Genomic DNA, 23,713 nt, shown 5'->3' with positions numbered 1-23,713 from the left:
AATGGCAACGATGTCCTCTCTCCAGGCGAAGCGCGTGCAGCGCGTCGCCCCCTGGGTTCTGCTGGGTGCGTTCCTGCTGCTGTGGCAGGGCGCTTGCCTGGTGTTCGATGTCTCGGACTTCATCCTGCCAAGCCCATCGGCGATCGTCACGTCGCTGGCGGAATACAGCGGCGTGATTGCCGGACATGCGTGGCGCACGTTCTGGACCACGATGGTCGGCTTCGGCCTGGCCATACTGGTCGGGGTGGTGCTCGGCATGCTGATGGGTTCGTCACGGCTCGCCTACGCTGCCACCTATCCGCTGATGACCGCGTTCAACGCGCTGCCCAAGGCCGCGTTCGTGCCGATCCTGGTGGTGTGGTTCGGCCTGGGCGCCGGCCCTGCCATCCTGACGGCGTTCCTGATCTCGTTCTTCCCGATCATGGTCAACATCGCCACGGGACTGGCCACCCTCGAACCGGAACTGGAGGATGTATTGCGCGTGCTCGGCGCCAAGCGCCGCGACGTCCTGCTCAAGGTGGGCCTGCCGCGCGCGATGCCGTTCTTCTTCGCATCGCTGAAGGTGGCGATCACGCTCGCGTTCGTCGGCACCACGGTATCGGAGATGAACGCCGCCAACGAAGGGATTGGCTACCTGCTGGTATCGGCTGGGTCGGCAATGAAGATGCCACTGGCATTTGCCGGGCTGGTCGTCATCGCCGTGATGGCGATGGGCATGTACGAACTGTTCGCCATACTGGAGCGGCGCATGACCGGCTGGGCGCACCGCGGCTGAACCGTCGGAGAAACGCCCGGCGCGGCAGCGTCATGCGTAGCCCAGCGGCAGCGCGGTGGTGTACTTGATCTGCTCCATCGCAAAGCTGGAACTCACGTCGGCCAGCTCCGCGCCCTGGATCAGCCGCTTGTACACGGCGTCATAGGCGGCGATATCGGGTACCACCACGCGCAGCAGATAGTCGGTATCGCCCGCCATGCGGTAAAACTCGGTCACCTCGGGAATCGACGCCACGAGATCGTGGAACGTTTTCAGCCACTTCACGTTGTGTTGGCTGGTGCGGATCGAAACGAAGACGGTGACGCCCACGTTGAGTTTGGCGGCGTCCAGCAGCGCCACGCGCTTGCGGATGACGCCGGCTTCCTCCAGCTTCTGAACACGCCGCCAGCAGGGCGTGGAAGTCAGCCCGACACGCTCGCCGATTTCGGCGACGGGCACGGAAGCATCTTCCTGAAGGATATTCAGGATCTGGCGGTCATAGCGGTCCATTGCATTCACGTAGGGAAGGGGGTGGAACGGTGCCAGTGACCGGCCACCTCCGCGTGGCCGGATTCAGCTGACGATGGTATCCACCAGCAGATTGACGCCGGTGGAAATGCGGTCCTGCTCCACACCGTAGATATGAAGCGACACGGCTACGGTGTTGCTGTCGTTGCCCAGGGCGTGGATATGCTGCAGGCCGGCGGGCACGCTGAACGTGTCTCCGACTTCGCGCGTCACGGCACCCACCTGCGTGGCCGTGCGGTTTTCCGGGTTCCAGCGGTAGTGGCGCTCGGACAGCGTGCCGCGCAGCACGCGGTAGGCGCACCAGGTGCGATGGCCGTGCACCGGGCTGTGCTGACCGGGGCGCCAGACGAGCACCATCACGGAAAAGCGCTCGTACGGATCGGCATGCACCAGATGGCGCGTGTAGTTGTCGGGGCTGCCTTCGAGCGCGCCGGGCGGCAGGCTGGCCAGCAGCGTATCGACGTCGGGCAGGCTCGCCGCCACGTGAGCGGCCACCATGCGGGCGCTTTGGGCCAGCGAGGCTCCCATCCCGGAAGCCAGCAGGGACAGGGGGGAGTCGGACGACGTCTGGGGGGCTGTTGCGGCTGACATGGCTGGCTCGTTCTTGTTGAAGTGCAATAGCGTTCATCTTAAGAGCGGCTCCGGAGCACCAGCATGCAATATATCGTCCAAAATTAGCCGTAATGGTAATCCTGTTCTAATGAAATGCAAGAATACGGAAAATAATTGTTCGCGCGCCAAGCCCGGCACGAGCAGGCGATAATCCGCGGCATGGAAATCAAATGGCTTGAAGATTTTGTCAGCCTGGCCGAGACGCACAGCTTCTCGCGCTCGGCGGAGCTGCGGCATGTCACGCAGCCGGCGTTCTCGCGGCGGATCCAGTCGCTGGAGGCGTGGGTGGGCACCGAACTGATCGACCGGTCGAGCTATCCCACCAGCCTGACCGCGGCGGGCAAGGTGTTTTACGAACAGGCGCTGGCGATGCTGGCGCAGGTCAGCGAAACGCGCGCACTGATGCGCGGCCAGCGCTCGGCCAACGCGCAGGTACTGGAATTCGCCGTGCCGCACACGTTGTCGTTGACGTTCTTCCCCGAATGGCTCAAGGCCGTGGAGCGCAAGCTGGGCACATTGCCCTGCCGGCTGCGCGCATTGAACGTGCATGACGCGGTGCTGATGCTGGTGGAGGGCGGGTGCGACCTCGTCATGGTCTATCACCACCCGCGCCAGGCTATCCAGCTCGATCCGGCCCACTACGACATGCTGGTGCTCGGCACCGAGCGGCTGTCGCCGTTCAGCGTGCCCGACGCCACGGGCCGGCCGCTGTTCCGATTGCCGGGCACCGACAAGAAGCCGGTGCCATTCCTGAGTTACACGCCCAATGCGTTCCTGGGCCGCATGGTTGACATGCTGCTGGCCGAGTCCGGCGATACGCTCAAGCTGGACAAATGCTACGAGACCGATATGGCCGAGGCGCTCAAGGTCATGGCGCTGGCCGGTCACGGCATGGCCTTCCTGCCCGAAAGCACGGTGCGCGAGGACGTGGCCGCCGGCCGCCTGGTACGGGCCGAGGCCGCGCGCGGGCTGCCGCAATCGATCGATATGGAAATCCGGCTGTATCGCGAACGGCCGGCGGATAACGGTGATCGGCGCGTCGGGCCGGCACGCCGCAAGCGCCAGCTGGTGGACAAGGTCTGGGCCGCGCTGCAGGTCCCGGCGGAGGCGCCCACGGCTGGCGCCTGACGCCAGCAGGAGGGCGGGTGAAGGTTATGCAAGACTTGCATAACGAGTCTGGGGCGGATGAGCAATCGGCATTGGATCGGTTTGGGGTGGCGCCGATATGCTCCGTGTCACCTTCACTCGGAACCCAACGATGTCTTCCGCAGCACCGACGCAAAACGTCTCCAATGCTCATACCCTGCCTTCGTACCTGAACGCCGACAATCTCGGCCCGTGGGGCATCTATCTGCAGCAAGTCGACCGTGTCACGCCCTACCTGGGTTCGCTGGCACGCTGGGTGGAAACCTTGAAGCGCCCGAAGCGCGCGCTGGTCGTCGACGTACCCATTGAAATGGACAACGGCACCATCGCCCACTTCGAGGGCTACCGGGTGCAGCACAACCTGTCGCGCGGCCCGGGCAAGGGCGGCGTGCGTTTCCACCAGGACGTGACGCTGTCCGAGGTGATGGCGCTGTCCGCATGGATGTCGGTGAAGAACGCGGCCGTGAACGTGCCGTACGGCGGTGCCAAGGGCGGTATCCGCGTGGATCCGCGCACGCTGTCGAACGGTGAGCTGGAACGCCTGACGCGTCGCTACACCAGCGAAATCAACATCATCATCGGACCGAGCAAGGACATCCCGGCACCGGACGTGAACACCAACGCCCAGGTCATGGCCTGGATGATGGATACGTACTCGATGAATTCGGGCAGCACGTCCACCGGCGTGGTGACCGGCAAGCCGATCTCGCTGGGTGGCTCGCTGGGCCGTCATGAAGCCACCGGCCGCGGCGTGTTTGTCGTCGGTTCGGAAGCCGCCCGCAACCTGGGGATGGACATCAAGGGTGCGCGCGTGGCCGTGCAGGGCTTCGGCAACGTTGGCGCCGTGGCCGCCAAGCTGTTCCATGAGGCTGGCGCCAAGGTGGTGGCCGTGCAGGATCACCGCACCACGCTGTACAACCCGGCTGGCCTGGACGTGCCGGCAATGATGGAATACGCGTCGCACAGCGGCACGATCGACGGCTTCAAGGGCGAGGTTCTGCGCGTCGAGCAGTTCTGGGAAGTCGACTGCGACATCCTGATCCCGGCCGCGCTGGAAGGCCAGATCACGGCTGAGAACGCGCCGAAGATCACGGCAAAGCTGGTGATCGAGGGCGCCAACGGCCCGACCACGCCGCAGGCCGACGACATCCTGCGCGAGCGCAATATCCTGGTCTGCGCGGACGTGATTGCCAACGCCGGCGGCGTGACCGTGTCCTACTTCGAATGGGTGCAGGACTTCTCGAGCTTCTTCTGGACCGAAGAGGAAATCAACGAGCGCCTGGTACGGATCATGCAAGAAGCCTTCCGGGCGATCTGGCAGGTTGCCCAGGACAACAAGGTCACGCTGCGTACGGCGGCGTTCATCGTCGCGTGCTCGCGGATTCTGCAGGCGCGCGAAATGCGCGGTCTGTATCCATGATGCAGGCGGGTCAGGGAACGGGGGATTGGAGCTGCTGCGATGCAGCAATTTCACCCGCTCTCATGATTCACTGAAAAGCGGCGACCGGATTTGTTCCGGTCGCCGCTTTTTCGTTGACGGGGCTTTGCGGGGGACTAGCAAGCTGGCCTTTGCAGTCGTGTCTCATTTTGGCGCATTGCGGCGAAACCATGCCTGAAATGGCACCACTTAGGGGAAAAACCCGTTGTCTTGGGTGACGAGCTAAGCAATACTGTTTCGCCGGTGCGACTGTCTGTTACAGTCGCGCCTTTCTCTCTTCATGGTCAAGGAGATGTTATGAATGTTGCCAAGTTGGCCGGCCTGATGATTGCGGCAGGCATGCTGTGCGCAAGCGCACAGGCAGCCGAGCCGCTGACGGGTACGCTGCAGAAGATCAAGGATACGGGTGTCATCACGCTGGGTGTGCGGGACTCTTCGATTCCGTTCAACTACAACCTGGGCGGTGTGCGCCAGGTAGGCTATTCCTACGATATCAACATGAAAATCGTGGAAGCCATCAAGGACCAGCTGAAGCTGCCGAACCTGCAGGTCAAGGAAATCCCGATCACCTCGCAGAACCGCATCACGCTGCTGCAGAACGGCACGATTGACATCGAGTGCGGCTCGACGACGAACAACCTCGAGCGCCAGAAGCAGGCATCGTTCACCACCAGCATCTTCATCATCGGCACGCGCATCATGGTGAAGAAGGACGGCGGCATCAAGGATTGGGCCGACCTGAAGGGCAAGAACGTGGTGACGACGGCCGGTACGACGTCCGAGCGTCTGCTGCGCAAGATGAATGATGACCAGAAGCTGGGCATCAACATCATCAGCACCAAGGACCACGGCCAGTCGTTCCTGACGCTGGAATCGGGTCGTGCCGTGGCGTTCATGATGGACGACGCGCTGCTCTACGGCGAACGCGCCAAGGCCAAGAACCCGAACGACTGGATCGTGGTGGGCAAGCCGCAATCGCGTGAATCGTATGGTTGCATGATCCGCAAGGACGACGCACCGTTCAAGAAGCTGTCGGACCACGTGATCACCGGCCTGATGAAGGACGGCTCGATCAACACGATGTACGCGAAGTGGTTCCAGCAACCGGTACCGCCGAAGGGCCTGAACCTGGACTTCCCGCTGTCCGAAGACATGAAGACGCTCTTCAAGAACCCGAACGACAAGGCACTCGACTGATCTGCGCGATTGGAGCAGTGCGAAACGGAAGGAGCAGTCCTTCCGTTTCTTTTTGAGGACGCAACATGGATTACATCTTTCACTGGGGAGTGTTCCTCGAACAGGCCGCCTCCAACGAGACGTACCTGGACTGGATGATTTCCGGTCTCAAGGTCACGATCGCGCTGGGCCTGTCTTCGTGGATCATCGCCCTCATCATCGGCTCCGTGCTGGGTGTGCTGCGCACCGTGCCGAACAAGTGGCTGTCGGGATTCGCGGCCACCTACGTTGAAATTTTCCGGAACATTCCGCTGCTGGTGCAGCTGTTCATCTGGTACTTCGTCGGCCCCGAGCTGCTGCCCGGCGGCGAAGCCATCAAGCAGATGAACCCGTTCACCCAGCAGTTCCTTGCCGCCATGCTCTGCCTGGGCACGTTTACCGCTGCCCGGGTTTGCGAACAGGTGCGCTCGGGTATCAATTCGCTGCCGCGCGGTCAGAAGAACGCCGGCCTGGCAATGGGTTTCACACTGGCGCAGACGTATCGCCACGTGCTGCTGCCGATGGCGTTCCGCGTCATCGTGCCGCCGATCACGTCCGAGTTTCTGAACATCTTCAAGAACTCTGCCGTGGCGTCGACGATCGGTCTGCTGGAACTTGCCGCGCAGGGCCGCCAGCTGGTGGACTACACCGCGCGCCCGTATGAGTCGTTCATCGCGGTCACGGTGCTGTACGCCCTCATCAACTTCACGGTGATGTTCCTGATGCGCTGGGTGGAACGCCGTACCCGCGTGCCGGGCTTCATCGGCGGCAAGTAAGGAGCTGGAACATGGCATACGAATTCGATTTCAGCTCGATCAACGCATCGACGATCCACGTGCTCGGCGAGGGCATGATGGTGTCGCTCAAGATCACCGTGACCGCGGTGATCGTCGGCATCGTCTGGGGCACCATCCTCGCGATGATGCGCCTGTCGTCGAGCAAGGCGCTGAACTGGTTTGCGCAGGGGTACGTGACGCTCTTCCGGTCCATCCCGCTGGTGATGGTGCTGTTGTGGTTCTTCCTGATCATCCCGCAGTTGCTGCAGAAGGTGTTCAACCTGAATGCGGCATCGGACTTGCGCATGACATCCGCGCTGATCGCGTTCTCGCTGTTCGAGGCCGCGTATTACTCGGAAATCATCCGCGCCGGTATCCAGAGCGTGTCGCGCGGACAGATGTTCGCCGCGCAGGCGCTGGGCATGACCTATGGCCAGACCATGCGCCTGGTGGTGCTGCCGCAGGCGTTCCGCAACATGGTGCCGCTGCTGCTGACGCAGGGCATCATCCTGTTCCAGGATACGTCGCTGGTCTACGTGAGTGCGCTGGCGGACTTCTTCGGCCAGGCCTACGGCATTGGCGAGCGTGACGGCCGTATCGTCGAGATGTTGCTGTTCGCCGGTCTTGTGTACTTCATCATTTGTTTCTCCGCTTCGCTGCTGGTCAAGCGTTATCAGAAAAAGGTGGCCGTATGATCGAGATTAATAACGTTTCCAAGTGGTACGGCTCCTTCCAGGTGCTGACCGACTGCACGACCCAGGTCGCAAAGGGTGAAGTGGTGGTGGTGTGCGGTCCGTCGGGTTCGGGCAAGTCGACGCTGATCAAGACCGTGAACGCGCTGGAGCCGTTCCAGAAGGGCGACATCCTGGTCGACGGCACGTCGGTGGGCAATCCGAAGACCAACCTGCCCAAGCTGCGTTCGCGCGTGGGCATGGTGTTCCAGAACTTCGAACTGTTTCCGCACCTGTCGATCACCGAGAACCTGACCATCGCGCAGATGAAGGTGCTGGGCCGCTCGAAGGAAGAAGCCACGGCCAAGGGCCTGAAGTACCTGGAGCGCGTGGGCCTGAAGAGCCAGGCTGCCAAGTATCCGGGCCAGCTGTCGGGCGGTCAGCAGCAGCGCGTGGCAATCGCCCGTGCGCTGTCGATGGATCCGATCTGCATGCTGTTCGATGAGCCGACGTCGGCGCTTGACCCGGAAATGGTCAACGAAGTGCTGGACGTGATGGTGCAGCTGGCGCAGGAAGGCATGACCATGATGTGCGTGACCCACGAAATGGGTTTCGCCCGCAAGGTGGCCAACCGCGTGATTTTCATGGACGCCGGCAAGATCGTCGAGGATTGCGCGAAGGAAGAATTCTTCGGCAACATCGACGCCCGCTCGGAGCGCGCTCGCCAGTTCCTGTCGAAGATCCTGCATCACTGAAAGAAGCGGGTGGTTTGTTTCTCTCTCCTGCTGGGCGGGAGGGGGATGGCGGGGGGGCTATCCGAGGCTGCCGTGCTGGATCAAACCGGCAGCTTCGCTCCACTTGGTGCCTTGCTAGACCACCCCTCTCTCCCACTCTCTCCCCATGAGGGGAGAGAGAGCCAGGACACTACCTCCTGAGCACGCTTGGGCGTGACTCGCGGCGTTGGCCGTTAAACAACCGGCAGCGCATCAGGCGCATCAGGCGCGTCAGGGCTGTCAGGCCCGATTCGGGCACTCCCCATTTTCTGCTAGGTACAAGCCGTATTGGCCGCGTTCTTCGCCTGCACCTCGGGCGGAATCGGCACGGTCCATGTCATGGTCGGCTTGCCGTTCTCGAACATCATCAGCTCTCCCGGCGCGAACTGCGTCCAGGTCTCGTTGTCGGTCAGCGGCGCCGTGGTAATCACGGCCACGCGATCGTCGGGCGTGGTGACCTGCGCGAAATCGATCGACAGGTCCGCATCGATCAGATGTGCCTTGGAGAACGGCCACTGCCGCACGATGTAGTACAGCCGTGTGGAGCAGTGCGCGAACAGCGCCTGGCCGTTGCAGAGCAGAAAGTTGAAAACGCCGTGCAGCGTGATGTCGCGCGTGATGTCGGCCAGCGCATGGCCCAGCTCGTTCAGCGGCGGCTGCGACCCCGGAAAGCGCTTGCGCAAGCCCTGCATCAGCGTGCAGAACGCCAGTTCGCTGTCGGTATCGCCCACCGGCTGGTAGACCCCGGACAGGAATGGCGTGAAACCGTGCAGATCGCCGTTATGGGCAAAGATCCAGTGCCGGCCCCACAGTTCGCGCATGAAAGGATGGCAGTTTTCCAGCTGCACCGTGCCTTGCGTGGCCTTGCGGATGTGCGAGATGACGTTTTTCGACTTGATCGGGTAGCGCTTGATCAGGTCAGCCACGGGCGATGTGCCGGCGGACTGGTTGTCGATAAAGAGCCGGCAGGCCTTGTCCTCGAAGAAAGCCACGCCGAAACCGTCGGCGTGATGGTCGGTCACGCCGCCGCGGGCGGCAAAGCCGGTAAAGGAAAACGTCACGTCGGTCGGCGTGGCGCAGTTCATGCCTAGCAGCTGGCACATGGCGAGGGCACCGTGCGGCAGGGGGCTGCCGCTTTGCAATAGAATGCGGTCATTATCCTGCGCGCGCCCGGTGCTGCCAAGCCGGGGGAGCGCGCCCCCGCCACCTTGCCCTTCCCAGCCATGAGTCAATACAAAATCGCTGTCATTCCCGGAGACGGAATTGGAACGGAAGTGATGCCGGAAGGCATCCGTGTCATGGATGCCGCCGCGCGCCGCTTTGGCATCGACTTCCAGTGGGACCACTTCGACTTTTCGAGCTACGAATATTACGAGCGCCACGGCAAGATGCTGCCGGACGACTGGTTCGATACGCTGGTCAAGTACGACGCCATCTACTTCGGGGCGGTGGGCTGGCCGCAGAAAATTGCGGATCACGTCTCGCTGTGGGGTTCGCTGCTGCAATTCCGCCGCTCGTTCGATCAGTACGTGAACCTGCGGCCGGTGCGGCTGATGCCGGGCATCAAGAGCCCGCTGGCCGACCGCAACCCCGGCGATATCGACTTCTACGTGGTGCGCGAGAACACCGAGGGCGAGTATTCGAGCATCGGCGGCCGCATGTATCCGAATACGGATCGGGAGATCGTGGTTCAGGAAACGGTCATGAGCCGGCATGGCGTCGACCGCATCCTGAAATTCGCGTTCGAGCTGGCGCAGAAACGGCCGAAGAAGCATCTCACGTCGGCCACCAAGTCCAACGGTATCTCGATCACCATGCCGTACTGGGACGAGCGAGTCGAGGCGATGGCCGCGAATTATCCGGGGCTGAAGGTCGACAAGTACCACATCGATATCCTGACAGCGCACTTCGTGCAGCACCCGGACTGGTTCGACGTGGTGGTGGCCAGCAACCTGTTCGGCGACATCCTGTCCGATCTGGGTCCGGCCTGCACCGGCACGATTGGCGTGGCGCCGTCGGGCAATATCAACCCGGACAAGGTGTATCCGAGCCTGTTCGAACCGGTACACGGCTCGGCGCCCGACATCGCCGGCAAGGGAATTGCAAACCCGATCGGCCAGATCTGGTGCGGTGCCATGATGCTCGAACACCTGGGCCACGCCGATGCCGGCGCCGCCGTGCTGCAGACGATCGAGAAGGTGCTGGCCGCGGGCCCGGGCCATGCGCCCCTGACGCGGGATATCGGCGGAACCGCCTCCACGGCCGACCTCGGCCAGGCTATCGCGGAGGCACTGTGAACTTCCAGGGCTGCCCTCGCACATTGCTGCTTGAAAGCTTCCGAACCGCCGTGGCGGCCGCGGACCCGCTCGAAATCGTGGCGAATTATCTGCCGCCGCCCCACGCGGGCGGGCGGACGCTCGTGGTCGGGGCCGGCAAGGCTGCCGCATCGATGGCGCTGGCCGTCGAGCGCGCCTATCAGGGCAAGGCTGCTCTCGAAGGCGTCGTCGTGACGCGCTACGCGCATGGCCTGCCGACCGAACACATCCGCGTGATCGAGGCTGGCCACCCGGTGCCCGACGAGGCGGGCGAACAGGCCGCGGCCGACATTCTGGCCCAGGTGCAGTCGCTGGGTCCGGACGACCGGCTGATCGTGCTGGTCTCGGGCGGTGGATCGAGCCTGTTGTCACTGCCGGCCGAAGGTATTCCGATGGCCGACCTGAAAGCCACCACGCGCGAATTGCTGCGCTGCGGCGCGCCGATCACGGACATGAACATCGTGCGCAAGCATATCTCGCGCATTCAGGGCGGCCGGCTTGCCCAAGCCAGCCGGGCACCGGTGACGACGCTGATCGTCTCGGACGTGGCGGGCGATGACCCCAGTGCCATCGCGTCCGGCCCGACCGTGCCGGACCCCAGCACCTACGCCGATGCGCTTGCGATCCTGAAGCGCTTTGGCGCCACCGTGCCCGAATCCGTGCAATCGCACCTCGAGCGCGGCGCGCGAGGCGAGATCGGCGAGACGCCAAAGCCCGGCGACGCGCTGTTCGCGCGCGTGGACAATCGCATGATCGCCACGGCCCACGGCAGCCTGGAAGCGGCGGCGGCCCAGTTCCGCCGCCAGGGCATCGAACCGGTGGTGCTGGGCGATACGGTGACCGGCGAGGCGCAGGAGGTTGCGCGCGTCTACGCGGCACTGGTGCGCGAGATTCGCAAGTACAATGCGCCGTTCTCCGCGCCGGTGGCGCTGATCTCGGGCGGTGAATGTACCGTCACATTACCTGGCAGCGGGGCCGACAAGGCGCGCGGTGGCCGCTGCTCGGAATTCCTGCTGTCGCTTGCGATCGAACTGAACGGCGCGGCCAATATTCACGCGATTGCGGCCGACACCGACGGCATCGACGGGTCCGAGGACAACGCCGGCGCGCTGCTGGCGCCCGATACCTTGGCCCGTGCCGAAGCGGCGGGTGTGTCCGCGCGGCAGAAGCTCGATACTCACGATGCGTGGGGCTTTTTCGATGCAGTGGGCGACCTGGTGGTGACCGGGCCTACGCGCACCAATGTGAACGATTACCGCGCCATCCTGATTCTCTAAGTTGTGCTTGTCCCCATGACCCAGAAGCTTACGATTACCCGCCCCGACGATTGGCACCTGCACGTGCGTGACGGCGCCGCGATGTCGGCGGTGCTGCCCGATACCGCTCGCCAGTTCTCGCGCGCGATCATCATGCCGAACCTGAAGCCGCCCGTGACCACGGTGGCCCTGGCCAGCGCGTACCGCGACCGCATCCTGGCCGCGTTGCCGGCTGGCGTCGCGTTCGAGCCGCTGATGACGCTGTACCTGACCGACAACCTGCCGCCCGAGGAAATCGTCGCGGCCAAGGCCAGTGGTTTCGTGCACGCGGTGAAGCTGTACCCGGCCGGCGCCACCACGAACAGCGATGCCGGCGTGACCGACATTCGCCGCTGCGCCCCCACGCTGGAGGCCATGCAGCGGGCAGGTCTGCCGCTGCTGGTGCATGGCGAAGTCACCGATGGCGATATCGATATTTTCGACCGCGAGGCCGTCTTCATCGAGCGCGTGATGAAGCCGCTGCGCCGCGACTTCCCCGAGCTGAAGGTGGTGTTCGAACACATCACCACGCGCGACGCCGCCCAGTACGTGGCCGAAGCGGAAGGCCCGATTGGCGCGACGATCACCGCGCACCACCTGCTGTACAACCGCAATGCAATCTTCACGGGCGGCATTCGTCCGCACTACTATTGCCTGCCCGTGCTCAAGCGCGAAGTTCACCGGGATGCACTGGTCAAGGCGGCCACATCGGGCAGCGAGCGCTTCTTCCTGGGCACGGACAGCGCCCCGCACGCACGCGGTCTGAAGGAGCACGCCTGCGGTTGCGCCGGCTGCTACACGGCGCTGCACGCGATGGAGCTTTATGCCGAGGCATTCGATGCCGCCGGTGCGCTGGACAAGCTCGAAGCCTTCGCCAGCTTCAATGGACCGGCGTTTTACGGCCTGCCGCGCAACACCGGCACGCTGACGCTGACCCGCGAAGACTGGGAGCTGCCGGCCGAACTGCCGTACGGCGAGACCACGCTGGTGCCGCTGCGCGCCGGCGAAACGCTGCGCTGGAAGGCCAGCTGAGGCATTGCTGTCTGACATCGACTGGACGCGGCCGTGGCTCCGGCCATTTGCCGCGTCAGCCCCGGCTTTCACCGGTGGCGATCTGCGCCAGGCGCTCAACGCGAGCGCCGCGCATCTGCGTAACGCCAGGGGTCTGCCGCTGCGGTTCGTGCCGCAGGCCGACCTGCCCGAGGGCGTTGCCTACGAATCCCATATCGACGCCACCGGCCAGGTGCCGACGCGCGACAATCTTCACGATGCATTCAACGCGCTGATCTGGCTCCACTTTCCCGAAACCAAGCGCTTGCTGAACCGGCTTCAGGCCGCGTCCATCGCAAGTGATGGAGTGGGGCAGGTGCGTGGCGGATTACGCGATGCCGCGACGTTGTTCGACGAAAACGCGGTGATCTTCATTAGCGAGGATGCTTCGCTGGCCGATGCGCTGCGCGGATTCGGCTGGCGCGAACTGTTTGTATCGCGTCGTGACGCATGGCATGCCGCGTGTACCGTGCTGCCGTTCGGCCATGCGCTGCTCGAAAAACTGGTGCGCCCCTACAAGTCGGTCACTGCACACGCATGGTGGGTTTGCGCGGCCCCCGATACCCCGATCGATCGGCTGGATGCCCAGTTGGCCAGTTCGCTGGCCGGCGGCGCGGAAGCAGGGCGCCTTGCCGGCGGCCGCAGCTTCTGGCCGTTGCCCGTGATGGGCATCCCCGGCTGGTGTGATGACAACGCCGAACCTGCCTTCTACGACGACGTCGGCGTGTTCCGTTCTGGCCGCCGGACCGCCGCGCAGGGCTGACCGTTATCGGTAACGGTGATAGACTGCGCCCCGCAAAGCAGGCCAGACAATCGCTGCTTGTCCTCGCAAGAGGGCGAGGGGAGGAAAGTCCGGACTCCACAGGGCAGGGTGTTGGCTAACAGCCATCCACGGCAACGTGCGGAATAGGGCCACAGAGACGAGTCTTGCCGCCGGCTTCGGCTGGCGGGAAGGGTGAAACGCGGTAACCTCCACCTGGAGCAATCCCAAATAGGCAGACGATGAGGCGGCCCGCTGAGTCTGCGGGTAGGGAGCTGGAGCCGTCCGGTAACGGCCGGCCTAGAGGAATGGTTGTCACGCGCCGTATGCCTGCAAAGGCATGTGGCGTGCACAGAATCCGGCTTATCGGCCTGTCTTTGCTTCTTCGGATATGAAAACGCCCGGCATCGCGCCGGGCGTTTTGTTTTGCGGCATCGTACTCAGGCGGGCAGCCGCCTGGCCGATCAGCCTTCGACGATCTCGCTGGTGTGCGTGATCTCGGCCGTCTTGGCCAGCATGATCGACGCCGAGCAGTACTTTTCATGCGACAGCTCGATGGCGCGCTCCACCTTGGCGGGGTCGAGGCCCTTGCCGGTCACCGTGAAGTGGAAGTTGATCTTGGTGAAGACCTTCGGGTCGCTGTCCGCGCGCTCGGCTTCGAGCTTGACCGAGCATCCACGGATGTCCTGGCGGCCTCGCTTGAGGATCAGCACCACGTCATAGGCCGTGCAGCCGCCGGTGCCCAGCAGCACCATCTCCATCGGACGCGGCGCAAGGTTGTTGCCGCCGCCATCCGGGGCGCCGTCCATTGCCACAAGGTGTCCGCTACCGGTCTGGGCGATGAAGCTCATGCCCTCCGGGCCGGACCATGTCACTTTGCATTCCATTTTTTTCGTTCCTCGGTTTTTGATGGTGTTTTTCGCTCACGCCAGCGCGATCACGCGTCTTGCATTCCGCGAGTATATGGCAACCGCGCCGGACGCTCCGGATGCGGGATTACCCCTAAAAATCCGAAGGATTCCTCTAGTGCGGCACGAACACAAGCAGCGTGTGTTGTTGATAACTATATGTTTTAAAAGGAATTTACGTAAATTCACGTGCCTTTATTCGCATTCCGTATTATGAAATACGATTTCGCACTGCAAATTTCCTTGCATCTACGAGGCCCGTATGTATAATCCAATCCATCGAACGACGGCGCATGAGAGCGCGCCAGAGTGCGAAAGCGAAAGATGGTTACGAACCTGAATCGCTCGCCGCACCGCCTGCCATGACCGGCCCCGTCGATCGCCCGGTGTCTCCTCCACCCTCCTCCTTTGGTGGATTCGAACCCAAGTCCAAACCGACTTGGGTTTTTTTTCGTCATTTGCAAGGCCCGGATAGCTGTTTGAGACTTATGCGGCGCTTTTGCGAATCCTGCCTCGCTTCGTCTTGACGAAAAGCCACGACTTTGCTTGTGCTTTCGAGCTGTCGCCCAGTATAATCGTCGGCTTTCCGGTCATTGCCCCCGGAAAAAGAATCAGGGAGAGCCTGCAGATACAAGCAGGAAGGCCAGGTCCAAAGGGCCGGCCGCTGACAGGACGCTAAAACGGCGACCGTCATCTCGGGCATTTTTCAAAATTAGGAAAAATCATGAAGACCTTTTCCGCCAAGCCTGCAGAGGTAAAGCGCGACTGGTACGTGATTGACGCGACGGACAAGGTCCTCGGCCGTGTTGCCAGCGAAGTGGCACGCCGACTGCGCGGCAAGCACAAGCCAGAATTTACTCCTCACGTCGACACCGGTGATTTCATCATCATCGTCAATGCAGCCAAACTGCGCGTGACGGGTACCAAGGAACAGGACAAGAAGTACTACCGTCACTCGGGCTACCCGGGCGGTATCTACGAAACGACGTTCGGCAAGATGCAACAGCGTTTCCCGGGCCGCGCCCTGGAAAAGGCTGTTAAGGGCATGCTGCCGAAGGGTCCGCTGGGCTACGCGATGATCAAGAAGCTGAAGGTTTATGCCGAAGGCGAGCATCCGCATGGCGCACAGCAGCCCAAGGTGCTGGAAATCTAAGGGGGCCAATCCATGATCGGTAACTGGAATTACGGTACTGGCCGCCGCAAGAGCGCTGTGGCTCGTGTCTTCATCAAGTCGGGCAAGGGCGAGATCGTCGTCAACGGCAAGCCCATCAATGAGTACTTCGCTCGCGAAACCTCGCTGATGATCGTGCGCCAGCCGCTGGAGCTGACCGCTCACGCCGAAACGTTCGACATCAAGGTCAACGTGACCGGTGGTGGTGAAACCGGCCAAGCCGGTGCTGTTCGCCACGGCATCACCCGCGCGCTGATCGACTACGACGCAACGCTGAAGTCGGCCCTTTCGAAGGCTGGCTACGTTACGCGTGACGCTCGTGAAGTTGAGCGTAAGAAGGTCGGTCTGCACAAGGCACGTCGCCGGAAGCAGTTCTCGAAGCGTTAATTCGCTTTTGCCCGGTCTGGCCTATGGCTGGATCTGGCAAACCAAAAAACCGCACGATTCGTCGTGCGGTTTTTTTTTGTCCGACGCCTTTTAGGCATCGTCACGAAGCCGGTGCAGGCTTGCCATTTCTTACACTTTTCATTCGCGCAATGATTGTGCGGCGATACAATCACGGGCCTGCAGAACAAGGGAATAGACGATGGGTCACCGGAATTTCGCGCGGATGCGGCAATGGGGCTGAAATACCGCCCGCTGCGGCCACGTCGCGGGCTGCGCTCGGCGTCGGCCATTGTCCGGATGCATCGGCCCTGGCGAATGCGGCTGCTTATCACCGTCGTGTGCGCGGTGCTGGTGGCTGGGGCGATCGCCGTTGGGGCCTACTACGCTGGGCGCCAATCGGCGAAGTCAGGAGTCACTGACATCGAGATGCCGGCGGATCATGCGGCGTTGCGCCAGCAGCTTGCAGAGGTCTCGGCGGAGCGCGATGGCCTGCGCCAAAGTGCCAACACGGCCGAGGCACAACTGCAGATGGCGCGCGCCGCGCGCGAACGGATGGCTGAACAGGTCAAGTCAGCCGAGGCCGAGGTGGCCCAACTGAAGGAAGACCTGGGCTTTTTCGAATCGTTGCTGCCGGCCGCGGGCGATACGTCGGGGATTCATGTGCGCAGTTTTCGTGTGGCACTGGACGAGACGCAGCCGCGCGCCATGCACTATCGCCTGCTTGTGATGCAAGGCGGGTCGAAAGCCTTTGTCGAGCAGCCGGAGTTCAAGGGTGAATTGCAGTTCACAATTTCGGCGAATCGGCAGGGCAAGCCGTTAACCTTGGTGTTGCCGCAGCCGGGCGATGCGCCGATGCCGGCAATCCGGCTGACGCATTACCAACGCATCGAGGGCGATCTGGCGATTCCGCAGGATGCCGAAGTCCGGGCCGTATCGGTCCGTATCGCGCAGAACGGCCAAGTCCGCGCCAACCAGTCGGCGACGCCGTAGTCAGCGCAAAGAGGAGTACAACATGCTGTTTTCGAAGAAGAAAGGCTTGTCCATCGACACGTTGGTTGGCCAGGACGCCACCATCGAGGGTGATGTGACCTTTTCCGGGGGATTGCGTCTGGACGGCCGCGTGCGTGGCAATGTCGTGGCCGCCGAGGGCAAGTCGAGCATGCTGGTGATCAGCGAGAAAGGCGTGGTCGAGGGCGAAGTTCGCGTCGATCATCTGATCCTGAACGGTACCGTGACAGGCCCCGTGCACGCCGCCGAATTGCTTGAGCTGCAGCCGCACGCACGTGTTTATGGTGAGGTGCGTTATGCGGCACTGGAAATGCACCAGGGAGCAATCGTCGAAGGCAGGCTGGTGCCGCTGGTACAGGGCGAAATCCGCGCCTTGCCGAACCATGTGCCTCCATCCGGAACCAAGGAGCAGGCGGCGGATGCATCGGCGGACACGCAGGTCGCTGCTGACGTCAGTGATGACAAGGCCCCAGACGGTGCGGGCGTACCGGCCTGAAGTGGCGCAAGCGTCCAGAGTCCCTTGAAAACACAGGGTTTCGGCACGATTTGTGAGTAGCGCTTAGAATACGGGCGTATCTAACCAGGAGAATCCCCATGAACGCAGTCGCAGAGGCACCCGTTACCGAGGACGTGCCGGCACCGTTCGTCTTTACCGATAGCGCGGCCGACAAGGTCAAGCAGTTGATCGAGGAAGAGGGCAATGCCGAACTGAAGCTGCGCGTGTTCGTGCAGGGCGGCGGTTGCTCTGGCTTCCAATACGGTTTCACGTTCGACGAAGACGTCAACGAAGACGACACCACGTTGATCAAGAACGGCGTCACGCTTCTGATCGATTCGATGAGCTACCAGTATCTGGTGGGCGCCGAGATCGACTACAAGGAAGACATCAACGGCGCGCAGTTCGTGATCAAGAACCCGAATGCCTCGACCACTTGCGGTTGCGGCTCGTCGTTCTCGGTCTGAGGCTCCGGCCTCGCCAGTAAAAAAGCGCACCAGACGGTGCGCTTTTTTTATTTCCCCATGCTGCGTCAGCGTGGGTAGATCGCGCCCAGCACGCGCGGCCCCGCCGCGCCCGTGACGGTCGGCACGTTGCCCGGTGCACGGCGCACACACTGCCGCGCCAGCCACGCGAAAGCGATGGCTTCCACTTGCGATACCGGCACACCAAAATCCTCGGTTGTCTGCACCGTCATGCCAGGCAGCAATCGGCCCAGCGTCGCCATCAGATAGTCGTTGCGCGCGCCACCACCGCAGACGATCAGGCGGTGTGCGCTGCGAGCGTGCGTCTGGATGTCCTGGGCGATGGCTGCGGCGGTCAGCGTGGTCAACGTGGCCTGTACATCGGCGGCCTCGATCCGCTGGGGCAGGCTGTCCAGCACGCCCTGTAGCCATTCGGGATGGAACAGGTCGCGGCCCGTGCTCTTGGGTGGCGCCGCGCGGAAATACGGTTCGGTCAGCAGGCGGGCCAGCAGGTCCGTGTCCATGTTGCCGCTGGCACCCCAGGTGCCGCGATCGTCGAATGGCAGACCGCGATGGCGATGAATCCAGTGGTCGAGCAGCGCATTGCCGGGGCCGCAATCGAAGCCCGTGACAGGCCGGCCCGTGTTGGCGGCCGGCAGGATGCTGATATTGGAGATGCCGCCGATATTGCAGACCACGCGCGTTTCATCGCGCGCGCCGAAGAGCGCGGCATGCACGGCCGGTACCAGCGGCGCACCCTGGCCGCCTGCGGCGATATCGCGGCTGCGGAAATCCGCGACCACGTCAATATCGGTCAACTCGGCCAGCAACGCGGGATGCTGTGTCTGGCGTGTATATCCGATGCCGTCGTAAAGACCAGGCCGATGGCGGATGGTTTGCCCGTGCGCGCCAATGGCTGCGACCTGCGCGGGTGCGATGCCCGAATGCCTAAGCAATTCGCCCACGCAGTCGGCATAGACGCGCGCCAACCCGTTGGCCGCCACGGCCTCGCGATGGATTTCATCGTCGCCAGGTTGCTGCAACTCACTGAACGCCGCGCGCAGCCCGTCAGGGAAAGGAGAGTGGGCCGCCGCCAGCACCACCGGCCGCGACGCCGAGAAGTCGACGAGCACGCCATCCGCGCCGTCCATGCTGGTGCCTGACATCAGGCCGATGTAACACTCGCTGGACGACACGGACATGGGGTCAGTTGGCGGCAGTCAGAACGTTGTAGGTGCGCAGCATGTTGATGCGGCTCAGCATGGCGCTCGTGTAGGACAGGAATTCCGCGCGCGACTTGCCGGTCAGCGTAGGCGCTTCCATCAGCGTCGTGGTCAGCGGGTTCTGCGGCACGTCGTTATAGCGGAATTCGTAATGCAGGTGCGGTCCGGTTGCCCAGCCCGTCGAGCCCACGTAGCCGATCACCTGGCCCTGGCTCACACGCTGGCCTTCGCGAATGCCCGCAAAGCCGGACAGGTGCGCGTAGTACGTCGAATATCCGCTCGCATGCTGCAGCACGATGATGTTGCCGTAGCCGTTTTGCTGGCCGACGAACTCCACCGTGGCATCGCCCGTTGCGAATACCTTGGTGCCCTGCGGTGCCGCGAAATCCACGCCCTTGTGCTGGGCCCACTTGTGGTGAAGCGGATGGTTGCGGCCGCCAAAGCCCGACGACATGCGCGAATATTCCACGGGCGAACGCAGGAACGGACGCTTCATGCTGCGGCCATCGAACGTGTAGTAGGCGCCCGGCTCGCCGTCCTCCTCCGGTGCGTACCAGAGTGCCTGGTACAGCGTGTTCCGGTTGATCAGCTCGATCGCCACCACGCGGCCGTTACGGACGAAAGCGCCATCGCGGAAGCCGGCCTCGTAGACGATGCGGAAGCGGTCGCCACGAGCGATGTCATGGTGAAAATCGATAACCCCGGAAAAAATCGAGATCATCTGGCTGACCACCTCGTCCGGCACGTTGGCGGCGTCCATCGATTTGAAGAAGCCGCTGGCGTCGATGGCGCCGGACGCCATTTCGTAGTGCAGGTCGTTGTCGACCGACGCGATGCGAGCCTTGTACGTGTAGTCGGCGCCTTCCTTCGCCGGCGCCACGCGCTCGATCACGAGCTCACGCGATGCCGTGGCATCGCCGCCAAGGTTGGCCTGCAGCGACACCAGCAGGTTGCTGTCGTCGATCTCCGCCTGCACGGTCTGGCCCGGGTTCAGGCTGAACAGGCCGCGCGCGGTGGGATTCTTGAGGATGAAGGCCTGAGCGTCGGGATCTTCGATACCCAGGCGGCGCAGCAGCGTGGCGATCGTGTCGCCGCGCTGCATGCGCTCCTGGCGCACGTAGACGCTGTCGCTGTCGACCTCGGTCAACTGTTCGAGCTGCGCGTGCACGTCAGGCATGCGCAATGCCTGCTGGACGCGCGGGGCGAGCGGATCGTCGAAGGCGTTGCGGGGGGCAACGCCCATCGCGGCCGCCATGCCGAGCGTGAAGACCGTGCCGACGGCAACGGTCAACTGCTTGCGGCGGCGCGCATGCTGGGGATTCGTAGGGTCAACAAGGACCACCAGCTCACGCGCGAAAACTTCGCGGAGACTAGACCACATCACGTAGAATTCAAGCTTTCGGTATTGCCAGGCCGCTGCCGCGACGATATCTCTCGTCTGCCTTCCTCCCCCGAGGTGCGGTGCGGGCGTTGTCTGTGTACCGCCTGGAATGGCGGTTTGCCGACGGATGACCCGTCTGGCACGAAGCGCGGATTATACCAGAACAACGCTGGCCATCCGTCGCCGTTTCTTTATAGATTTCAAAGACTTACGTCATGAGTGAAGTGTCCTCGGCCGCCGCGCCCAATTATCCACTTACGCCGTCGGTGATGCGCGCACTGGAAATCACCAAGCGCGGCTGCGACGAGCTCCTGGTCGAATCCGAGTGGCTGCAGAAGCTCGCGCGCAGCGAGGCCACCGGCGTGCCGCTGCGTATCAAGCTGGGTCTCGACCCGACCGCGCCCGACATTCACCTGGGCCACACCGTGGTGCTGAACAAGCTGCGCCAGCTCCAGGACCTGGGCCATCAGGTGATCTTCCTGATCGGCGATTTCACGTCGACGATCGGTGATCCATCCGGCCGCAACAGCACACGCCCGCCGCTGACGCGCGAGCAAATCGAGGCAAACGCCCAGACTTACTACAAGCAGGCGAGCCTGGTGCTTGATCCGGCGAAGACGGAAATCCGCTACAACAGCGAGTGGTGCGACCCGCTTGGTGCGCGCGGCATGATCCAGCTGGCAGCCAAGTACACGGTGGCCCGGATGATGGAGCGCGACGACTTCACCAAACGGTTCCGGTCTGGGATTCCGATTTCGGTCCATGAGTTCCTTTATCCACTCATGCAGGGCTACGATTCCGTGGCGCTCAAGTCCGATCTGGAGCTTGGCGGCACCGACCAGAAGTTCAACCTGCTGGTGGGCCGCGAGTTGCAGAAGGAATACGGGCAGGAGTCGCAGTGCATCCTGACCATGCCGCTGCTGGTGGGGCTGGACGGCGTCGAGAAGATGTCGAAGTCCAAGAACAACTACATTGGCGTGACCGAGGCGCCGAACGACATGTTCGGCAAGCTGATGAGCATCTCGGACGACCTGATGTGGCAGTACTTCACGCTGCTGTCGTTCCGGCCGATGAGCGAGATCGACCTGATGAAGGAAGAAATCGCGCTGGGCCGCAACCCGCGCGATTGCAAGGTGGCGCTGGCGCAGGAAATCGTGGCGCGCTTCCATAGCCAGGCGGATGCAGAGGCCGCGCTTGAGGCGTTCAACCACCGTGCGAAGGGTGGCATTCCCGACGACATCCCGACCGTCAGCCTCGAAGGCGCGCCGCTGGGTATCGCTCAACTGCTCAAGCAGGCCAACCTGGTGCCTTCGACGTCGGAGGCCAACCGCAATATCGAGCAGGGCGGCGTGAAGATCGACGGCGAGACTGTCAGCGACAAATCGGTCAAGGTTGCCGCCGGCACCTATGTGGTTCAGGTGGGCAAACGCCGCTTTGCGCGCGTGACGCTGGCCTGATGTTCGCGCGATGATTGCCCTGATCCAGCGCGTATCGCAGGCACGGGTAACCGTGGATGGCCGCACTACCGGCGAGATCGGTGCCGGCCTGCTGGCGCTGGTGTGCGCCGAGCGCGGCGATACCGAGGCCCAGGCCGAGCGCCTGCTGGCCAAGCTGTTGTCGTACCGTGTGTTTTCCGATGCCGATGGCAAGATGAACCTGCCTGTGCAGAACATCGATGGCAACGGTGCGACGGGTGGCTTGCTTGTGGTGTCGCAGTTCACGCTCGCCGCCGATACCAACAGCGGCACGCGTCCCAGCTTCACGCCGGCAGCCTCGCCCGAGGACGGCCGCCGTCTCTACGATCATTTCGTGACCCGCGCACGCGCCGCGCATCCGTCGGTCCAGACCGGCGAGTTCGGCGCCATGATGCAGGTCAGCCTGACCAACGATGGTCCCGTGACATTCTGGCTGCGTGTGCCGCCAGCCGGAACGGCCTGACATATCGAAGGAGACTCCCATGAAACTCTGGAGCAACGCTTTTGCGGACAACGCGCCGATTCCTGGCGAGTTTGCGTTTTGCGTGCCCGACGCAGGCAGCCATGTGGCGTTGTCGTCGAACCGCAACCCAGATTTGCACTGGGACGATTTCCCGGCCGGTACCCGCTCGTTTGTGCTGATCGCTCACGACGCGGACGCGCCCGGCAACGGAGGCGACGTGAACCAGGAAGGCCGCGAAGTGTCGGCTACGCTGCCGCGCGTGGACTTCTTCAACTGGGTGCTGGTGGATATCCCGCCGGGCCTGAACACGATTTCCGCCGGCACGCATAGCAATGGCGTGATCGCACGCGGCAAGCCGGGTCCGGAGGCGCTGGTCGGTACCGCCACGGCTGGCGGTTTGCGTCATGGCCTGAACGACTACACGGGATGGTTTGCCAACGACGCGGACATGAAGGGTGACTACTTCGGCTACGACGGCCCGTGCCCGCCGTGGAACGACGCGATCCCGCACCGCTATGTGTTCACGGTGTATGCGCTCGACATCGATCACGTGCCCGTCGAAGGCAAGTTCACCGGAACCGACGTGCGCCGCGCGATTGAAGGCCATGTGCTGGCCCAGGCCAGTTTCACCGGCACCTATACGCTGAACCCGCGGCTCGTGAAGTAAGCGCAAGCCAAAGACGCCAAATCTTTCGCCCCAAGGAACCGGCATGTTGCAGAACACTGGCCCGCAGTCGCTGGCCTACACCCATCTGATCGTCATTCGTCACGGCGAGACGGCCTGGAACCGTGAACGGCGCTTGCAAGGCCAGATCGATATTCCGCTCAACGATACGGGGCGTGCCCAGGCGCGCGCGCTGGCCGAAGCGCTGACCGGTGAACCGATCGACGCGGTGTACACAAGCGATCTCGGCCGGGCCGTGGAAACGGCAACGCCGCTGGCGGAGGCATTGGGTTTGCGGGTGCGCGCCGAGCGGCGCCTGCGCGAGCGCTGCTATGGCGAGCTCGAAGGCATGACCTATGCGGAGGTGGCCGAAAAGCGCCCCGAGGACTTTGCGCGCTGGCAGGCGCGCGTGCCGGACTACGCACCGCCAGCGGGCGAGTCGCTGCGCGAATTCCATGAACGGGCGGTGGAGGTGGCGCTATCGCTGTCGCGCCGCCATCCGGGCGAGCGGATCGCGCTCGTGGCTCACGGCGGGGTGCTTGACTGCCTGTATCGGGAAGCGACGGGTATGACGCTCGAGGCACCGCGCTCGCATGAACTGCTCAATGCGAGCGTCAACCGGCTGCGTTGCGACAGCGCCAACCTGACGCTGCTGCAATGGGCCGATGTCAGCCATCTGGAAGCGTTGACGCTCGACGAAGTAGACCGCCGCGTCCCCTGATCGTTGTCGGGAAAGTCCG

The 23,713-nt window shown here is 63.1% G+C and carries 26 protein-coding genes and 1 other RNA gene; 21 read left to right on the top strand and 6 right to left on the bottom strand.

Annotation, left to right across the window (positions count from 1 at the left end):
• The first annotated feature begins 1 nt into the window (after position 1).
• Positions 2 to 775 (top strand): ABC transporter permease, encoded by a 774-nt coding sequence (locus tag AC3FLX_RS09850; RefSeq protein ID WP_488696033.1) that lies wholly within the window; start codon positions 2 to 4, stop codon positions 773 to 775.
• Between the two features lie 30 nt (positions 776 to 805).
• Here the strand turns inward: AC3FLX_RS09850 and AC3FLX_RS09845 are convergent, their stop codons facing one another.
• Positions 806 to 1,264, bottom strand: coding sequence for an Lrp/AsnC family transcriptional regulator (locus AC3FLX_RS09845; RefSeq protein ID WP_488696031.1), 459 nt, complete (start codon positions 1,262 to 1,264; stop codon positions 806 to 808).
• Positions 1,265 to 1,327: 63 nt separating this feature from the next.
• Entirely contained in the window at positions 1,328 to 1,873 is a 546-nt protein-coding gene (locus tag AC3FLX_RS09840; protein WP_488696029.1) for a cysteine dioxygenase family protein, read from the bottom strand.
• Between the two features lie 180 nt (positions 1,874 to 2,053).
• Here AC3FLX_RS09840 and AC3FLX_RS09835 point away from each other — a divergent pair, with 180 nt between their 5' ends.
• The 6 genes from AC3FLX_RS09835 to AC3FLX_RS09810 all read left to right on the top strand — a co-directional run bounded on the left by AC3FLX_RS09835 (position 2,054) and on the right by AC3FLX_RS09810 (position 7,895).
• Positions 2,054 to 3,022 (top strand): LysR substrate-binding domain-containing protein, encoded by a 969-nt coding sequence (locus AC3FLX_RS09835; RefSeq protein ID WP_488696027.1) that lies wholly within the window; start codon positions 2,054 to 2,056, stop codon positions 3,020 to 3,022.
• Positions 3,023 to 3,152: 130 nt separating this feature from the next.
• Positions 3,153 to 4,460: a Glu/Leu/Phe/Val family dehydrogenase gene (locus tag AC3FLX_RS09830; RefSeq protein ID WP_488696025.1), complete on the top strand. Its 1,308-nt coding sequence runs from the start codon at positions 3,153 to 3,155 to the stop codon at positions 4,458 to 4,460.
• A gap of 315 nt (positions 4,461 to 4,775) precedes the next feature.
• The gene (locus AC3FLX_RS09825; RefSeq protein WP_488696023.1) at positions 4,776 to 5,675 is read left to right on the top strand and encodes a glutamate/aspartate ABC transporter substrate-binding protein; all 900 of its coding nucleotides are present in this window, start codon (positions 4,776 to 4,778) and stop codon (positions 5,673 to 5,675) included.
• Between the two features lie 65 nt (positions 5,676 to 5,740).
• The gene (locus tag AC3FLX_RS09820) at positions 5,741 to 6,469 is read left to right on the top strand and encodes an amino acid ABC transporter permease (RefSeq protein WP_488696021.1); all 729 of its coding nucleotides are present in this window, start codon (positions 5,741 to 5,743) and stop codon (positions 6,467 to 6,469) included.
• An 11-nt stretch (positions 6,470 to 6,480) separates the two neighbouring features.
• On the top strand, positions 6,481 to 7,164 hold the full coding sequence (gltK, locus tag AC3FLX_RS09815; protein WP_488696019.1) for a glutamate/aspartate ABC transporter permease GltK: 684 nt from the start codon (positions 6,481 to 6,483) through the stop codon (positions 7,162 to 7,164).
• Positions 7,161 to 7,895, top strand: coding sequence for an amino acid ABC transporter ATP-binding protein (locus AC3FLX_RS09810; RefSeq protein ID WP_488696017.1), 735 nt, complete (start codon positions 7,161 to 7,163; stop codon positions 7,893 to 7,895). Before gltK ends, AC3FLX_RS09810 begins: the two co-directional genes overlap by 4 nt.
• A 290-nt stretch (positions 7,896 to 8,185) precedes the next feature.
• Here the strand turns inward: AC3FLX_RS09810 and AC3FLX_RS09805 are convergent, their stop codons facing one another.
• Positions 8,186 to 9,016, bottom strand: coding sequence for a class II glutamine amidotransferase (locus tag AC3FLX_RS09805; RefSeq protein WP_488696015.1), 831 nt, complete (start codon positions 9,014 to 9,016; stop codon positions 8,186 to 8,188).
• 120 nt (positions 9,017 to 9,136) lie between these two features.
• On the opposite strand from AC3FLX_RS09805, the gene AC3FLX_RS09800 reads away from it, so the two are divergent.
• The 5 genes from AC3FLX_RS09800 (at position 9,137) to rnpB (ending at position 13,716) form a co-directional block, all read left to right on the top strand.
• Positions 9,137 to 10,210, top strand: a complete 1,074-nt coding sequence (locus tag AC3FLX_RS09800) for a tartrate dehydrogenase (RefSeq protein ID WP_488696013.1) — start codon at positions 9,137 to 9,139, stop codon at positions 10,208 to 10,210.
• Complete coding sequence (locus tag AC3FLX_RS09795; RefSeq protein WP_488696011.1) at positions 10,207 to 11,505, top strand: glycerate kinase type-2 family protein; 1,299 nt, start codon at positions 10,207 to 10,209, stop codon at positions 11,503 to 11,505. Before AC3FLX_RS09800 ends, AC3FLX_RS09795 begins: the two co-directional genes overlap by 4 nt.
• A 15-nt stretch (positions 11,506 to 11,520) precedes the next feature.
• Positions 11,521 to 12,555 (top strand): dihydroorotase, encoded by a 1,035-nt coding sequence (gene pyrC / locus AC3FLX_RS09790; RefSeq protein ID WP_488696009.1) that lies wholly within the window; start codon positions 11,521 to 11,523, stop codon positions 12,553 to 12,555.
• A 4-nt stretch (positions 12,556 to 12,559) separates the two neighbouring features.
• Positions 12,560 to 13,336, top strand: coding sequence for a DUF3025 domain-containing protein (locus tag AC3FLX_RS09785; RefSeq protein WP_488696007.1), 777 nt, complete (start codon positions 12,560 to 12,562; stop codon positions 13,334 to 13,336).
• A 34-nt stretch (positions 13,337 to 13,370) separates the two neighbouring features.
• Positions 13,371 to 13,716: RNase P RNA component class A (gene rnpB, locus AC3FLX_RS09780), an RNA gene on the top strand.
• An 81-nt stretch (positions 13,717 to 13,797) separates the two neighbouring features.
• On the opposite strand, the gene AC3FLX_RS09775 is transcribed toward rnpB, so the two are convergent.
• Complete coding sequence (locus AC3FLX_RS09775) at positions 13,798 to 14,220, bottom strand: OsmC family protein (protein WP_488696005.1); 423 nt, start codon at positions 14,218 to 14,220, stop codon at positions 13,798 to 13,800.
• Between the two features lie 745 nt (positions 14,221 to 14,965).
• Here AC3FLX_RS09775 and rplM point away from each other — a divergent pair.
• From rplM to erpA, 5 genes are all read left to right on the top strand, one after another.
• On the top strand, positions 14,966 to 15,394 hold the full coding sequence (gene rplM, locus AC3FLX_RS09770) for a 50S ribosomal protein L13 (protein WP_124682435.1): 429 nt from the start codon (positions 14,966 to 14,968) through the stop codon (positions 15,392 to 15,394).
• Positions 15,395 to 15,406: 12 nt separating this feature from the next.
• The gene (rpsI, locus tag AC3FLX_RS09765; RefSeq protein WP_124682434.1) at positions 15,407 to 15,799 is read left to right on the top strand and encodes a 30S ribosomal protein S9; all 393 of its coding nucleotides are present in this window, start codon (positions 15,407 to 15,409) and stop codon (positions 15,797 to 15,799) included.
• A gap of 315 nt (positions 15,800 to 16,114) precedes the next feature.
• A complete protein-coding gene (locus tag AC3FLX_RS09760) occupies positions 16,115 to 16,789 on the top strand; it encodes a DUF6776 family protein (RefSeq protein ID WP_488696003.1) in 675 nt (224 codons plus the stop codon).
• A gap of 22 nt (positions 16,790 to 16,811) precedes the next feature.
• On the top strand, positions 16,812 to 17,303 hold the full coding sequence (locus AC3FLX_RS09755) for a bactofilin family protein (protein ID WP_488696002.1): 492 nt from the start codon (positions 16,812 to 16,814) through the stop codon (positions 17,301 to 17,303).
• Positions 17,304 to 17,401: 98 nt separating this feature from the next.
• Positions 17,402 to 17,770, top strand: coding sequence for an iron-sulfur cluster insertion protein ErpA (gene erpA / locus AC3FLX_RS09750; RefSeq protein WP_488696000.1), 369 nt, complete (start codon positions 17,402 to 17,404; stop codon positions 17,768 to 17,770).
• 65 nt (positions 17,771 to 17,835) lie between these two features.
• Here erpA and AC3FLX_RS09745 read toward each other — a convergent pair whose 3' ends face one another.
• Both AC3FLX_RS09745 and AC3FLX_RS09740 read right to left on the bottom strand, forming a co-directional pair.
• Complete coding sequence (locus AC3FLX_RS09745) at positions 17,836 to 18,969, bottom strand: anhydro-N-acetylmuramic acid kinase (RefSeq protein ID WP_488695998.1); 1,134 nt, start codon at positions 18,967 to 18,969, stop codon at positions 17,836 to 17,838.
• Between the two features lie 4 nt (positions 18,970 to 18,973).
• Entirely contained in the window at positions 18,974 to 20,371 is a 1,398-nt protein-coding gene (locus tag AC3FLX_RS09740) for a M23 family metallopeptidase (protein WP_488695996.1), read from the bottom strand.
• Between the two features lie 215 nt (positions 20,372 to 20,586).
• On the opposite strand from AC3FLX_RS09740, the gene tyrS reads away from it, so the two are divergent.
• Genes tyrS through AC3FLX_RS09720 form a run of 4 tightly spaced genes read left to right on the top strand, consistent with a single transcriptional unit; the run spans position 20,587 to position 23,694 of the window.
• Positions 20,587 to 21,828 (top strand): tyrosine--tRNA ligase, encoded by a 1,242-nt coding sequence (gene tyrS, locus AC3FLX_RS09735; RefSeq protein WP_488695994.1) that lies wholly within the window; start codon positions 20,587 to 20,589, stop codon positions 21,826 to 21,828.
• 10 nt (positions 21,829 to 21,838) lie between these two features.
• Positions 21,839 to 22,309: a D-aminoacyl-tRNA deacylase gene (gene dtd, locus AC3FLX_RS09730; RefSeq protein ID WP_488695992.1), complete on the top strand. Its 471-nt coding sequence runs from the start codon at positions 21,839 to 21,841 to the stop codon at positions 22,307 to 22,309.
• Between the two features lie 19 nt (positions 22,310 to 22,328).
• On the top strand, positions 22,329 to 22,976 hold the full coding sequence (locus AC3FLX_RS09725) for a YbhB/YbcL family Raf kinase inhibitor-like protein (RefSeq protein WP_488695990.1): 648 nt from the start codon (positions 22,329 to 22,331) through the stop codon (positions 22,974 to 22,976).
• A gap of 43 nt (positions 22,977 to 23,019) precedes the next feature.
• The gene (locus tag AC3FLX_RS09720; RefSeq protein WP_488695988.1) at positions 23,020 to 23,694 is read left to right on the top strand and encodes a histidine phosphatase family protein; all 675 of its coding nucleotides are present in this window, start codon (positions 23,020 to 23,022) and stop codon (positions 23,692 to 23,694) included.
• Positions 23,695 to 23,713: the final 19 nt, after the last annotated feature.

Source organism: Cupriavidus sp. 291-E7, from assembly GCF_057798835.1.
The sequence above is the reverse complement of the archived record's forward strand: the minus strand, read 5'-3'. Positions and strand labels throughout refer to the sequence as shown.